The organism is Xanthomarina sp. F2636L (assembly GCF_026410195.1).
Lineage (GTDB): Bacteria > Bacteroidota > Bacteroidia > Flavobacteriales > Flavobacteriaceae > Xanthomarina.
The window spans coordinates 25,428-39,865 of sequence record NZ_JAPMLM010000055.1; the positions used below are offsets into that span (position 1 = coordinate 25,428).

Here is a 14,438-nt window from a genome sequence, read left to right on the forward strand (position 1 = left end):
GTAGTTCTAAAAAACCAACCATCATGAAACAGTTAGTTATCTCTTTGAGTGTTTTTTTATTATCCATAATTGTTTTTGCCCAAGAAGGCAATCCAACTGATTATCTAACTACAGAATTTCATAAAAACAGGAGAGAGGCTTTTAGAAAAAAAATGCCTAATAATAGTGTGGCTGTTTTATTTGCAAATCCTATTAGAAACCGTGCTAATGATGTAAATTATATTTACCATCAAGACCCAAATTTTTATTATTTAACAGGTTATAAAGAACCACATGCTGTGCTTGTTATTTTTTCTGAGAACCAAACCAATACCGAAGGAATAATATATAATGAGATGCTTTTTGTACAAGGTAGAAATGCACGTATGGAACTCTATGATGGCAACCGTTTAGGGGTTGAAGGTGCTAAAAATAAATTAGGGTTTGAAATGGCATATTTCGGGGAAGATTTTGAGAATTCAGGTATAGATTATAGCGCTTTTGATAAAGTGATGTTTTTTAATTTCGAAAATGATTATAGAAAATCAAAAAGAGAGAAATCCGATTTGTATAGTTTGGTTGAAACATTTAAAAAGCAAGCTAATTATAAAGAAGAAGCTTTTTCAAATCCAATGAAAGACAGAGCTTATCAAATGATTAAAGAAAGTGAGGTTGAAAACAGTGATCATGTCGTTAAAGATTTAGGTCGTGCCATAGCGTATTATCCAGAATTGAAAGAAGATAAAATTATTTCAGAATATGTAAATACTACAGATAACAACACAAGGATAGAATTAAAACAGCAAGTTCTAAAAATAGAAGCTGAAACTCCAAAAAGTAATTTAGATATTAAAACGTTATCCACCATCATGGGAGAATTAAGACAGATAAAAACTCCAGAAGAAATGGTATTATTAACAAAAGCTGTTAGAATTTCAGCCATGGGACAACGAGAAGTGATGAAAGCCATACATCCAAAAATGTCTGAAACCGAAATTCAAGGGGTTCACGAATTTGTTTATAAAAAATATGGTAGTGAATACGAGGGCTATCCTAGTATTGTAGGATCAGGGAATAACGCTTGTGTTTTACATTATATCGATAACAGTAAAATGCATGTTGAAAACGAATTGGTTTTAATGGATTTGGGAGCAGAATATCATGGCTATACAGCAGACGTTACCCGAACTATTCCTGCTAATGGAAAGTTTACAAAAGAGCAGAAGATTATTTACGATTTGGTTTATGAGGCTCAAGAAGCAGGTATTGCAGCAGCAGTTGTTGGTAATCCACATCATTCTACAGATACAGTTGGAAGAGAAATAATCACCAAGGGTTTAATGGAGTTAGGTGTGATAAAATCTGAAGAAGAATCTAGAAAATATTTTCCACATGGCACCTCGCACTATATAGGGTTAGATGTGCACGATGCTGGACTATTTGGCCCTTTCCAAGCAAATATGGTAATTACAGTAGAACCTGGAATTTATATTCCTAAAGGAAGCGATTGCGATGAAAAATGGTGGGGAATTGGAGTTAGAATTGAGGACGATATTTTAATTACTGAAAACGGACCAATAAATCTTTCTGCTGAAGCTCCTAGAAAATCGGAAGACATAGAAAAGCTAATGAAAGAAAAAAGTGTTTTAGAGGGTTTTATTTTACCTGATTTAGATTAATTCAAATCCTTTATCAAAAAAAGCATTCTTATAGATTATATAACTTTTGTTCAAATTTACTTATTGGTTAAAGCCCATATAAAAGCTTTCTCTTTGGTGGCTCTAAAAATGGTGTGGTGTTTTTCGTTCGGCTCATCAGAATAGGTCCACGTTAGAGTTTCGGGAGCATTGATTGTTAAAATGCTCGCTAGCTTTTTTGTGCTATTTGATATATCTACAGCATCTGAACCTGCAAACCAAAATTTGATATGCTTATCTGGAAAATTTGTTAAATAATTTTGAGCATTAGTCGTTAAATATTTGTCGTTCCACCATAAAGACGGATCCATAGCGATATAAAAATCGAATATCTCAGGTGTTACTAAAAAGGTTTCAACCACAAAAAGCCCAGCTAACGATTCGCCAACGAGACCTTTTTTATCAGTTACTCTGTAGCGTTTTCCTATTTCAGTAAATAATTCATTAGAAATAAAACTTCTGTAGTTTTTGGCACCATCTGTTTGTGGTGCAAACTGTTTGTCGTATTCTGTCTCTGAAAACCCAGTTAAATCTCTGCGTCTATCTGTGTTAGCAATCCCTACAAGAATAATAGGAGGAATGCTTTTACTTTTAACAAGCTTGGCTATGGTGTTTGCTATATGTGGAAAATCCTCACCTTCAATACCTCCATCTGGCATATATAAAACAGGATAAGATATGTCACTTTCTTTATAGTTATCGGGTATCCAAACGTTGATTGTTCTTGTTTCATTAACCTCTATAGATTCCATATTAAAACTATCATGTTCTGGAATGAGATCGTTGTATTGAGGTTTGTTGGCACAATTAATTAAAAAAAGAGTAAAAAGAATGAGATAGGCTAAATATTTCATAAATGTATTTTTTACAATCATTGAAGTTATAATTGCTGGTTTTTTACGAAATTAAACTTTCTATTTAAAACATTAACTATTACAAATACACTAAATTTTGAATTTCAATTGGAGTTGGTTGCAGATTTTGAGTTTTAACGATGTCGTTTGCAATCTAATATGAATTATTTAATAAATTTAATTTAAAAACTGAAGGATTGGAGCTAAACTTTCAAGAGGACTTTCTTCCATTGGAACATGCCCTGTATTATTCAATATTACTAAGTTGTCATTAGGTAAATCTTCATGAAATTTGTAAGCATTTTCAATAGGAATTAATAAATCATTCGCTCCCCAAAGTATCAATGTTGGTTGTTGTATGCTTTTGATATTATTAAAAGCATTTATATTTCCAGACATGTTAAATCTATCAATAAAAGCTTGTCTATTTCCTTTTCTCAGAGTGAGGTCAAAGTATCTGTCAACCAATGAATCTGTTACTTTCGAGGTGTCAAAATATACGTTTTCAACACTTGTTTTTACTAAAAAACGTGGTGTTATATAAGTAAACAAGTTTTTAAGTACAGGCGTTTTAGCTAATTTAAAAGCGATTGGTACACTCTTAGAATTCATAGGATAACCAGCTGCATCAATTAAAATTAATTTTTCAACCATATTTGATTGTTCTAAAGTAAAGTTCCAAGCTATTTGTCCGCCTAAGGAATTGCCAGCCAGCACACATTGCTTTATATCTAGAGCTGTCAAAAAACTCTTTAAAAAAGCTGTATAATCTGTCATTGAATAGTTGCCATCCGGAAACGGACCTGTTAAGCCATATGCAGGAAGATCCATTCTAACCACTCGTTTTGATTTTTTTAAAGTATTGGTCCACACATCAAATGTATGTAAACTAGATCCAGTACCATGAATCAGTATGATTGGAATGGAGTCGGTTTGGACTCCTTCATCTCGAAAATGAACCTCCATGCCATTTATAGAAAGGAATGAAGATGCCGAATTGGTGTATTTTTCTTTTAATATATTTAAATGGATGTCTCGATAACCAAAAAAGGTAAAAACACCTATTATAGCTAAAATAATTATAAGTGATAAAATTTTTAATCCTTTAATTAGTAACTTCATTTGCTTCCTTTTTTGAGACTTTTACGGCATTTAAAGTCGTTTCATTTAAAACGAAGTTAATGCAATCATTTGTAATTTAATATACTAAAAGCATCTGGTGATTTGGATTCGAATGCGTATCAGAAATTTTAAAATCATAACTCCCTATAATTGTAAAACCAGCCTTTTTATAAAAATTAATGGCTTTGTAGTTTTCAATCCAAGTAAAAAGCCACATTCCAGCTTGATTGTGATTTTTGGATAATTCAATATTAAAGTTAAAAAGCTCTAATCCTAATTTTAAATGGTGAAATTCTTCTAAAATATAGAGTCTTTCTAGCTTTGTAACATTTTTAAATTGAATGTTGTCTTGTGGCACATTGTATATTATTTTCGAATAGCCTATAGGTTTCTGATTGTAATTTAAAAGATGAAATACATTGTTTTTATCTTTTAATTCTGTCCCAAAAATGACTTTTGTAAACTTAGACTCCACATAATTTAAAATATCTTTTCTAGCAGCACTTTTTCCATGAGATTCTATAAAAGTTTGTCTTCCTATTATTGAAAGTAATTCAGCATCTTTTATGGTTGCTTTTTCAATTGTGGTCATTAGAAAAACAGAATAAGTATGTTTATGATTTCAAAAGTATTATTTTTACTTCATATAAATCAATTGAACCTCAATGAAAATATTATCTAAAGAACAAGTTTACGAAGGAGATAGATTAACAGCCGAAAGACAAAATATTACTTCTACTGATTTAATGGAACGTGCAGGGATCCAAATCTTTAATTGGTTACATTCAAAAATGCAGGGAGCTCAAGTGCCTATTCATGTGTTTTGTGGGATTGGTAATAATGGCGGAGATGGTTTAGTGGTTGCAAGACATTTAATTACTCATGGATATAATGTACATACTTATGTGGTAAATTGTAGTGATAAACGATCAAAAGATTTTTTAAATAATTATGATAAAATAAAACACGTTACTAAAAATTGGCCAACTTTATTAGATTGTAAAGACGATTTTCCTCAAATTGAAAGTGATGATATTATTATAGATGCTGTTTTTGGTATTGGTCTTAATAGAGAAGTAGGGGAATGGGTAAAGCAGTTATTTCAGCATTTTAGAGCTTCTAAAGCATTTACATTAGCCATTGATATTCCTTCAGGTTTACATACTGATCAAGTGCCAAAAGATGAAGATGACGTTGTGTGGGCAAATTTTACACTGAGTTTTCAATCACCAAAATTAGTATTTTTTTTACCAGATACGGCTAAATATTCTGTAGAATGGGAAGCTTTGGATATTGGTATAGATAGAGAGTTTTTAATTAAAACAGAAACTGAAGTTGAGCTCATTGGTAAAACTGAAGTAATTTCGCTATATCAACCTAGAAAAAAATATTCTAATAAAGGCCATTTTGGACACGCTTTAATAATTGGAGGTAGTTATGGAAAAATTGGAGCAGTAACGCTTGCTAGTCGCGCTACTTTAGCTTCAGGAGCAGGATTAATAACAGCTTATGTTCCTAAATGTGGATATCAAACCATTCAATCTTCTTTTCCCGAAGCCATGGTTTTAACAGATACAGATGAACAAATACTAACTAAAATTGCATTAGATTTTAACTCAACAGCAATTGGAATAGGAGTTGGTATGGGAACAGACAACAAAACCATTAAAGCCTTTGAAGATTTTCTTAGAAATAATAAATCGCCTTTAATTGTTGATGCTGATGCTATTAATATGTTGTCAAAAAAGAAAAACTTAATTAAACTTCTTCCAGAAGGAACTATTTTAACGCCACACCCTAAAGAATTAGAACGTTTAATTGGAGTTTGGAAAGACGATTTTGATAAACTAAAAAAAGTAAAAGCTTTTTCAAAAAAACATCAAGTGATTGTGGTTATTAAAGGAGCACATACAATTACCGTTTTAGAGGAAAAACTATATGTAAATACTACCGGAAACCCAGGACTTGCATCTGGAGGTACAGGAGATGTTTTAACTGGTGTAATTACAGGTTTGGTAGCACAAGGCTACAACCCGTTGGTTGCTTCCATTTTTGGAGTCTATTTACATGGGAAATCGGCTGATATTGCTGTTGAAAAAACAGGTTATCAAAGTTTAATTGCTAGCCAGGTAGTTGAAACCTTAGGAGATGCTTATTTAGATTTGTTTTGGCAACCAGAACCAGAGACACAAGAAGAAAGTACCAAGTAATAAAAATAAAAAAAGCCACTTGTTACAAGTGGCTTTCATATTTCTAATAAAAAAGGTTTAGATTTCTAAACTATTAAACAACTCTTTAAGTTTTTCACTTGAAGGTCTTGGAGCATCTGGAGTAACAACATTCCCAGCAGGATCTATTAAAATAAACCTTGGAATCCCATTAATTTTATACTCTTTAATAAAAGGTGTTTGCCAACCTTCTGGAGCAAATAATTGAATACCACTTAATTCTTTGTCGGCAATCATCGCTTTCCAGTCTTCACGAGCTTTATCCCAAGAACCACCATGAGATCTATCGTCATCAATAGAAAGACTTACAAAGTGTATGTTTTTACCATGATATTCTTTTTCTAAAGCTTTTAATGAAGGAATTTCAGCTTTACAAGGACCACACCAAGTTGCCCAAACATCAATATACGTGTATTTACCTCTTAAATCTTCTAATGAAGTTGTAGTGCCATCTACATTTTCGTAATCTACAAAAGTTGGAGAAGGTGCGCCTGCTGGTAAGTCTTTTTTCAGATTAATAGCATCAGCTAAATAGCCTTTATAGAATTTTAGCATTGGCTCGATCTCTTTAAGACCACTATTTATTAAAGACGAATCGATGCCTGTTTTTGAAGCATAGAATTCATTTAATTCTGTTTTAATATTGTCCAAAGCCTTGTCAAGATCTTCCATTTCTGATATGGAAGCTAACTCGTCCATATCTAATAATTTTTCTTCTTTTAAAGATCTTTCGGCTAAAAAATTACTGTGCTCTGATCCAGTTCCAGTATAGCTGATGGTTTCATCAAACTCTTTAGTATCTAGAGTTACGTTAATATCAAAACCATTTTTTAAGAAAAGATTGGTGCTTTCATTACCATCAAAAAAGTTATAAATTCCAGTTTCAACTTTTAAGGTATCGCTAAATGTACCATCGTCATTTACTTTTATGGTTTTGGAATAATCACGAGTTCTTAAAACAATAGAATCACTACTTTTATTGGTTATTTTTCCAGAAAATGTCACGTAATCTTTAGGTTCTTCTTGGCAAGAGATTACTGCAATTGCACTTAGTAGAAATATAATTTTTTTCATTGTTATGTGTTTATTTTCATCAAAAATAATAGATTAATTATAATATTCATCATTACAGTAAATTATTAACAAATGTTTGCATAAAAGATTTGTAATGTTGAATTTTGAAATCAATTTAAAATTACCATGGAAAACATTCATTATATTTCTACCAAAACACTCGATTTAAAAACACTTCATAGTATTGTTACTGAAAACAAACAGATACAGCTTTCAGAAGAATCTAAAGAAAAAATTAATACATGTAGAACTTATCTAAATGAAAAACTAACAAGCCAGGATGATCCAATTTATGGAATTAATACAGGTTTTGGCTCTTTGTATAATGTAAAGATTACAAAAGATAACTTAACAAAGTTACAGGAGAATTTAATGATGTCTCATGCTTGTGGAACGGGAGAAAAGGTTCCTGAAAGAATTGTGAAATTAATGTTGCTACTTAAAATACAATCTTTAAGTTATGGACATAGTGGCGTGCAATTGCAGACAGTTGAACGCCTGATCGATTTTTATAATAATAATGTATATCCAGTTATTTTTACTCAAGGGTCTTTGGGAGCTTCGGGAGATTTAGCTCCGTTAGCTCATTTAGCATTACCCTTAATTGGAAAAGGGGAAGTGGTATATAAAGGAAAGCCTTTTTCTGGCGAAGAAATTTTATCTAAGTTTGATTGGGAACCAATAACCTTAAAGTCTAAAGAAGGTTTGGCGCTTTTAAATGGAACACAGTTTATGAGTGCCTATGGCATTCATTTACTATTTGAATCTTATAAACTCTCTTATTTTGCTGATTTGATAGGAAGTATCTCTCTTGATGCTTTTGATGGAAGAATAGAGCCTTTTAATGAGTTGGTTCATTTGGTTAGACCACATAATGGACAACTAAAGACAGCCGAACGTGTTCGTGAGTTTTTAGAAGGTAGCGAATTAATCAATCAGGAAAAAGTACATGTGCAAGATCCATATTCATTTAGATGCATGCCTCAAGTACATGGAGCCACTAAGGACACTTTGGCTTTTGTAGAAAAAACCTTTATTACTGAAATTAATTCGGTAACAGATAATCCTAATATTTTTTCCAAAGAAGACGAAATTATTTCTGGCGGAAATTTCCATGGGCAACCTTTAGCTTTAGCATTAGATTACCTTAAAATTGCCATGGCAGAATTAGGAAATATCTCAGAAAGACGTGTATTTCAGTTAGTTTCTGGTTTAAGAGGATTGCCAGCCTTTTTGGTAGATAGTCCAGGCTTAAATTCAGGCTTTATGATACCTCAATATACAGCGGCAAGTATTGTAAGCGCTAATAAACAATTAGCTTCTCCAGCAAGCATAGATAGTATTGTTTCTAGTAATGGACAAGAAGACCATGTAAGTATGGGAGCCAATGCAGCCACACAGGCTTATAGATTAGTGACTAATGTAAAAAGTGTTTTAGCTATTGAATTATTTAATGCGTCTCAAGCTTTAAGTTTGAGAACGTATCTAAAATCTTCAGAATTTATAGAGAGCTTTTTAAGTTTTTATAGAAAGGAAGTGAATTTTGTATCAGTCGATAGAGAATTATATAAGGATATAGAAAGCTCTATTTGGTTTTTAGACACAATGAATATTGATAGTAATGAGTTATTCTAAGTATTATTAATTAATGTTTCTGCCCAATTAATTGCTTCGTTTAAGGATTTAAAACTTTTTAATGGTTTGGATAAGAACATTTTTTCTACTTCAATATTGTCCAAACGAATCTTATTTCCTATAACGACAGCAAATCCTATTAGATTGGGTATTTGAGAAGTTCTAAAATAAACATTAGGATCCACAGAATACGAATGGATTCGATGTGTGATGTAAACAAAATTTTTATTTTTAAAATTAGCTTCAACTATTTCCTCTAAAACCAGATTGAAATCCGGTTTTACAGTAATTCCTTCATTCATAACGGCAACTAAATAGTGATTGTGAATTGAAACAGTGCCAAAAGGATATGTAAGCGTTTTAGACATTTTAAAAATAATAATAAAAGTAAAATTAATAAATAAACACTTACAAAATTGAAAAACGCCATTAAAAAATATTAATCACGTTTTTAAGTATAGTAAGGTCTAATAATTAGGATTCTGTTTTATTTTTAGACTTTTCAATTTTTACTGTTAACTCTTGAGATTTTGTATCTAAATCCATAGAAATAATATCTCCTTCTTGTATGTTAGAATTGATTATTTCTTCGGCTAATTTATCTTCAATATATTTCTGAATAGCTCTTTTTAAAGGCCTAGCTCCATATTGTTTATCAAAACCTTTGTCTGCAATATAGTCTTTGGCTTTTTTGCTTAATTTAAGTGTGTAGCCAAGAGATTTAATACGTAGAATTAAAGTTTCTAATTCAATATCTATAATCTTATCGATATCTTCTCTTTCTAAAGCGTTAAATACGACAACATCATCAATTCTGTTTAAAAATTCTGGAGCAAATGCTTTTTTAAGTGCATTTTCAATAACACTTCTTGCATTGGCATCTTCTTGTGCTTTTTGAGATGCAGTTCCAAAGCCAACTCCAGTTCCAAAATCTTTAAGTTTTCTGGAACCAATATTAGAAGTCATAATAATAATGGTGTTTCTAAAATCAATTTTTCTTCCTAAACTATCAGTTAAAAAGCCATCATCTAAAACTTGTAGTAACATATTAAATACATCTGGATGCGCTTTTTCAATTTCATCTAGAAGTACTACAGCATATGGTTTACGTCTAATTTTTTCAGTTAGTTGCCCACCTTCTTCATAACCTACGTATCCTGGAGGTGCTCCAACCAATCTTGAAATAGCAAACTTCTCCATGTATTCGCTCATGTCTATTCTAATTAACGAATCTACACTATCGAATAATTGTTTAGATAACACTTTAGCTAATTGTGTTTTACCTACACCTGTTTGTCCTAAAAATATAAACGAACCAATTGGTTTATTTGGGTCTTTAAGTCCAGCACGATTACGCTGTATTGCTTTAACTACCTTTGCAACAGCTTCGTCTTGACCTATAACTTTTCCTTTTATCAATTCTGGTAATTGGGCTAATTTATTGCTTTCAGTTTGAGCAATTCTATTAACAGGAATACCTGTCATCATTGAAACTACATCTGCTACATTGTCTTCTGTTACTACCTCTCTATGTAATTTGGTGTCTTCTTCCCATTTTTCTTGAGCAATGGCTAATTCTTTTTCTAAACGCTTTTCGTCGTCTCTAAGTTTAGCAGCTTCTTCATATTTCTGTTTTTTAACTACAGAAGTTTTGGACTCTTTAACATCTTCAAGCAGCTTTTCAAGTTCCAAAATCTGTTTTGGCACATTGATGTTTTTTATGTGAACACGAGAACCAGCTTCATCTAAAGCATCAATGGCTTTGTCTGGTAAAAAACGGTCTGTCATGTATCTGTTAGTTAATTTCACACAGGCTTCAATAGCTTCAGGAGTATAATCGACATTATGATGTGTTTCGTACTTGTCTTTAATGTTATTGAGAATCTCAATGGTTTCTTCAACCGTTGTAGGTTCTATAATAACCTTTTGAAAACGACGTTCTAAAGCACCATCTTTTTCAATATACTGTCTGTATTCATCTAAGGTTGTTGCACCAACACATTGAATTTCTCCACGTGCCAAGGCAGGTTTAAACATATTAGAAGCATCTAAGCTTCCAGTTGCCCCACCAGCACCAACTATGGTATGAATTTCGTCGATAAACAGAATGATATCATCGTTTTTTTCAAGCTCGTTCATTACAGCCTTCATACGTTCTTCAAACTGTCCTCTATATTTAGTTCCTGCAACCAGACTGGCTAAATCTAAAGTAACCACACGTTTGTTAAATAAAATTCTAGATACTTTACGCTTTACAATTCTATTTGCTAAACCTTCGGCAATAGCCGATTTACCAACCCCTGGTTCTCCAATTAAAAGTGGGTTGTTTTTCTTTCTTCTACTCAAAATTTGAGAGACACGTTCAATTTCTTTCTCTCTTCCAACTACCGGGTCTAATTTTCCTTCTTCAGCCATAGCTGTTAAGTCGCGACCAAAGTTATCTAGAACAGGTGTTTTAGATTTTTTATTAGCTTTCGAGGAGGGCGTATTAAACAAGTTGTCTTTAGAGGTATCGTCATCCATATTAGAATCATCATCTTGAAACGACTCTGCTTTTGGTTCTATATAATCTTCTTCGTTCGTTATCATAAACTTAAATTGTTCTTTTGCGTTATCGTAATCTACTTTTAGCTTATTTAATAGCTTTGTTGTAGGATCGTTTTCATTTCTTAATATACACAATAATAAATGAGCAGTATTAATGGAGTTGCTCTGAAATAATTTTGCTTCTAAAAAAGTTGTTTTTAAGGCGCGTTCTGCTTGTCTAGTTAAATGTAAATTCTTTTTTTCGTTAGAAACTACAGCTACATTAGGATTTGCAGGACTTAATATCTCTACTTTGCGTCTTAAATGATTTAAATCAATTTCTAGTGCATTTAAAATGTTAATGGCCTTGCCATTTCCATCGCGAAGCAAACCGAGCATTAAATGTTCCGTGCCAATAAAATCATGACCTAAACGTAATGCTTCCTCTTTGCTATAAGCAATAACATCTTTTACTCTTGGGGAAAAATTATCATCCATATATTAATCCTTTCTTCATTAAAATAATTAAATCATCTAACTAAAAACAAAAACCATACCTTAAAATATAGCTTTTGTGCTAATAGACAAAAAAAACTTAATAAAATCAAAATATTTAACAGCATACTTATTAAATAAGAAGGATTAAATTGTTAATAAAAATCTTCAAAATAACCATAAGAAAGACTTACTATAACTGCCGAATTGGTTATATTAGCACGATTTGAAAACTTGAAAAGAACTAATTAAAATTATATATGGCAGAAGGAGAAAAACTCATTCCAATTAACATTGAAGATGAAATGAAATCGGCTTACATTGACTACTCAATGTCAGTCATTGTGTCACGTGCTTTACCAGATGTAAGAGATGGCCTAAAACCAGTTCACAGACGTGTTCTTTATGGGATGCATGAACTAGGTGTTAGAGCAACAGGAGCTCACAAAAAATCAGCGAGAATTGTTGGGGAAGTTTTAGGTAAGTACCACCCACACGGTGATACATCTGTTTATGATGCAATGGTGCGTATGGCTCAAGAATGGAGTTTACGTTACATGCTTGTAGACGGACAAGGAAACTTTGGATCTATTGATGGAGATAGTCCAGCAGCAATGCGTTATACGGAAGCCCGTATGCGTAAAATATCGGAAGATATGCTTGCAGATATCGATAAAGAAACTGTTGATCATAAATTAAATTTTGACGATACCTTACAAGAACCAACCGTTTTACCAACCAGAATTCCAGGGCTTTTAGTTAATGGTGCGTCTGGTATTGCTGTAGGTATGGCTACTAACATGCCTCCTCACAACTTAACTGAAGTGGTTGATGGAACTATAGCATACATCGATAATCATGACATTGAAATCGATGAATTAATGCAATACATTAAGGCTCCAGATTTTCCTACAGGGGGAACAATATATGGATATGATGGTGTAAAAGAAGCTTTTCATACAGGACGAGGACGAATTGTCATGAGAGCAAAAGCCATTATTGAAGAAGTTCAAGGAAGAGAGTGTATTATCGTTTCAGAAATTCCTTACCAAATAAATAAAGCAGATATGATTAAAAAAACTGCTGATTTGGTTAATGAGAAGAAAATGGATGGTATTGCTTCTATTAGAGATGAGTCTGATAGAAACGGAATGCGCATTGTTTATGTATTAAAGCGTGATGCCATTCCTAACATAGTTTTAAATAAACTTTTTAAATACACTGCTTTACAATCATCTTTTAGTGTTAATAATATTGCATTGGTTGATGGGAGACCTCAATTGTTAAACTTAAAGGAACTTATTCATTATTTTGTTGAACACAGACACGATGTAGTAGTAAGAAGAACCACTTACGAATTACGTAAAGCGGAAGAACGGGCTCACATTCTTGAAGGATTAATTATTGCTTCAGATAATATAGACGAAGTTATAGCAATTATTCGTGCGTCTTCAAATGCAGATGAAGCACGAGAGAAGTTAATTGAACGTTTTAAACTTTCAGAAATTCAGGCAAAAGCCATTGTAGAAATGCGTTTACGTCAGTTAACGGGTCTGGAACAAGATAAATTACGTACAGAGTACAATGACTTGATGATTACCATAGAAGATTTAAAAGACATTCTTAATAAAAAAGAACGTCGTATGGAAATTATTAAAACAGAATTAGAAGAAGTTAGAAATAAGTATGGAGATGAACGTCGTTCGGTTATAGAATATGCAGGAGGAGACTTAAGTATTGAAGATATGATTCCAGACGAAAAAGTGGTTATTACTATTTCGCATGCAGGATATATCAAACGTACATCACTTACTGAATACAAAACTCAAAATAGAGGAGGCGTTGGACAAAAAGCGTCAACCACTAGAAATGAAGATTTCTTAGAATACTTATTTGTAGGTACCAATCACCAGTATATGTTGTTTTTCACTCAAAAAGGAAAATGTTTCTGGATGCGAGTGTATGAAATACCAGAAGGAAGTAAGACTTCTAAAGGACGAGCTATTCAAAATCTAATAAATATTGAGCAAGACGATGCTGTTAAAGCTTTTATCTGTACTCAAGATTTAAAAGACGAAGATTACATAAATAATAACTTTGTAATCATGGCTACTAAAAAAGGACAGGTAAAGAAAACTTCTTTAGAACAATATTCAAGACCTAGAGCTAATGGAATTAACGCCATAACTATTAAGGAAGACGATGAATTATTAGAAGCAAAATTAACTACAGGTGAAAGTCAAGTAATGTTAGCATTAAAATCTGGAAAAGCCATCCGATTCGAAGAAGCAAAAACACGCCCAATGGGAAGAAATGCTTCTGGAGTTCGAGGGATCCGTTTAGCTAACGAAAAAACTGACGAAGTAATTGGTATGATTGCTGTAGACGATATGGAAAGCGATATTCTTGTTGTTTCAGAAAACGGTTATGGTAAACGTTCTAGTCTAGAAGACTACCGAATTACTAATCGTGGAGGAAAAGGAGTAAAAACTATATCTATAACTGAAAAAACAGGCAACTTAGTAGCTATTAAGAATGTATCTGATAGTGATGATTTAATGATTATCAACAAATCTGGTATTGCTATTAGAATGGCTGTTCAGGATTTAAGAGTGATGGGTAGAGCCACGCAAGGGGTTAAACTTATTAACCTTAAAGGAAACGATTCTATTGCTGCTGTTGCAAAAGTAATGCATGATGAGGATGAAGTTGAATTAGATGAAGATGGAAATGTTATTGTTCCTATCGATTCTGAAAATGATGATGAAAACATAGATGGCACAACTCTTGATAATTCTCAAGAAGAAGAATAAACATAAATCAAAATA

Annotated in this window: 10 protein-coding genes; 4 read left to right on the plus strand and 6 right to left on the minus strand. The window is 32.4% G+C overall.

Features of this window, described 5'->3' with window-relative positions:
• Positions 1–23: 23 nt before the first annotated feature.
• Entirely contained in the window at positions 24–1,658 is a 1,635-nt protein-coding gene (locus tag OS191_RS01150) for an aminopeptidase P family protein (protein WP_267153873.1), read from the plus strand.
• A gap of 56 nt (positions 1,659–1,714) precedes the next feature.
• On the opposite strand, the gene OS191_RS01155 is transcribed toward OS191_RS01150, so the two are convergent.
• The 3 genes from OS191_RS01155 to OS191_RS01165 form a co-directional block, all read right to left on the minus strand.
• On the minus strand, positions 1,715–2,530 hold the full coding sequence (locus OS191_RS01155) for an alpha/beta hydrolase (RefSeq protein WP_267153874.1): 816 nt from the start codon (positions 2,528–2,530) through the stop codon (positions 1,715–1,717).
• Positions 2,531–2,707: 177 nt separating this feature from the next.
• The gene (locus OS191_RS01160; RefSeq protein ID WP_267153875.1) at positions 2,708–3,652 is read right to left on the minus strand and encodes an alpha/beta fold hydrolase; all 945 of its coding nucleotides are present in this window, start codon (positions 3,650–3,652) and stop codon (positions 2,708–2,710) included.
• Positions 3,653–3,728: 76 nt separating this feature from the next.
• Positions 3,729–4,244 (minus strand): GNAT family N-acetyltransferase, encoded by a 516-nt coding sequence (locus OS191_RS01165; protein WP_267153876.1) that lies wholly within the window; start codon positions 4,242–4,244, stop codon positions 3,729–3,731.
• Between the two features lie 73 nt (positions 4,245–4,317).
• On the opposite strand from OS191_RS01165, the gene OS191_RS01170 reads away from it, so the two are divergent.
• Positions 4,318–5,862, plus strand: a complete 1,545-nt coding sequence (locus OS191_RS01170) for an NAD(P)H-hydrate dehydratase (protein WP_267153877.1) — start codon at positions 4,318–4,320, stop codon at positions 5,860–5,862.
• A gap of 57 nt (positions 5,863–5,919) precedes the next feature.
• On the opposite strand, the gene OS191_RS01175 is transcribed toward OS191_RS01170, so the two are convergent.
• The gene (locus tag OS191_RS01175) at positions 5,920–6,954 is read right to left on the minus strand and encodes a TlpA family protein disulfide reductase (RefSeq protein ID WP_267153878.1); all 1,035 of its coding nucleotides are present in this window, start codon (positions 6,952–6,954) and stop codon (positions 5,920–5,922) included.
• A gap of 126 nt (positions 6,955–7,080) precedes the next feature.
• On the opposite strand from OS191_RS01175, the gene hutH reads away from it, so the two are divergent.
• Positions 7,081–8,589: a histidine ammonia-lyase gene (hutH, locus tag OS191_RS01180; protein WP_267153879.1), complete on the plus strand. Its 1,509-nt coding sequence runs from the start codon at positions 7,081–7,083 to the stop codon at positions 8,587–8,589.
• Here the strand turns inward: hutH and OS191_RS01185 are convergent.
• Positions 8,586–8,957 (minus strand): hypothetical protein, encoded by a 372-nt coding sequence (locus OS191_RS01185; protein ID WP_267153880.1) that lies wholly within the window; start codon positions 8,955–8,957, stop codon positions 8,586–8,588. The genes hutH and OS191_RS01185 overlap by 4 nt on opposite strands.
• 106 nt (positions 8,958–9,063) lie before the next feature.
• The gene (locus tag OS191_RS01190; RefSeq protein ID WP_267153881.1) at positions 9,064–11,613 is read right to left on the minus strand and encodes an ATP-dependent Clp protease ATP-binding subunit; all 2,550 of its coding nucleotides are present in this window, start codon (positions 11,611–11,613) and stop codon (positions 9,064–9,066) included.
• Between the two features lie 257 nt (positions 11,614–11,870).
• On the opposite strand from OS191_RS01190, the gene gyrA reads away from it, so the two are divergent.
• Positions 11,871–14,423, plus strand: a complete 2,553-nt coding sequence (gene gyrA, locus OS191_RS01195; RefSeq protein ID WP_267153882.1) for a DNA gyrase subunit A — start codon at positions 11,871–11,873, stop codon at positions 14,421–14,423.
• The last annotated feature ends 15 nt before the right edge of the window (positions 14,424–14,438 follow it).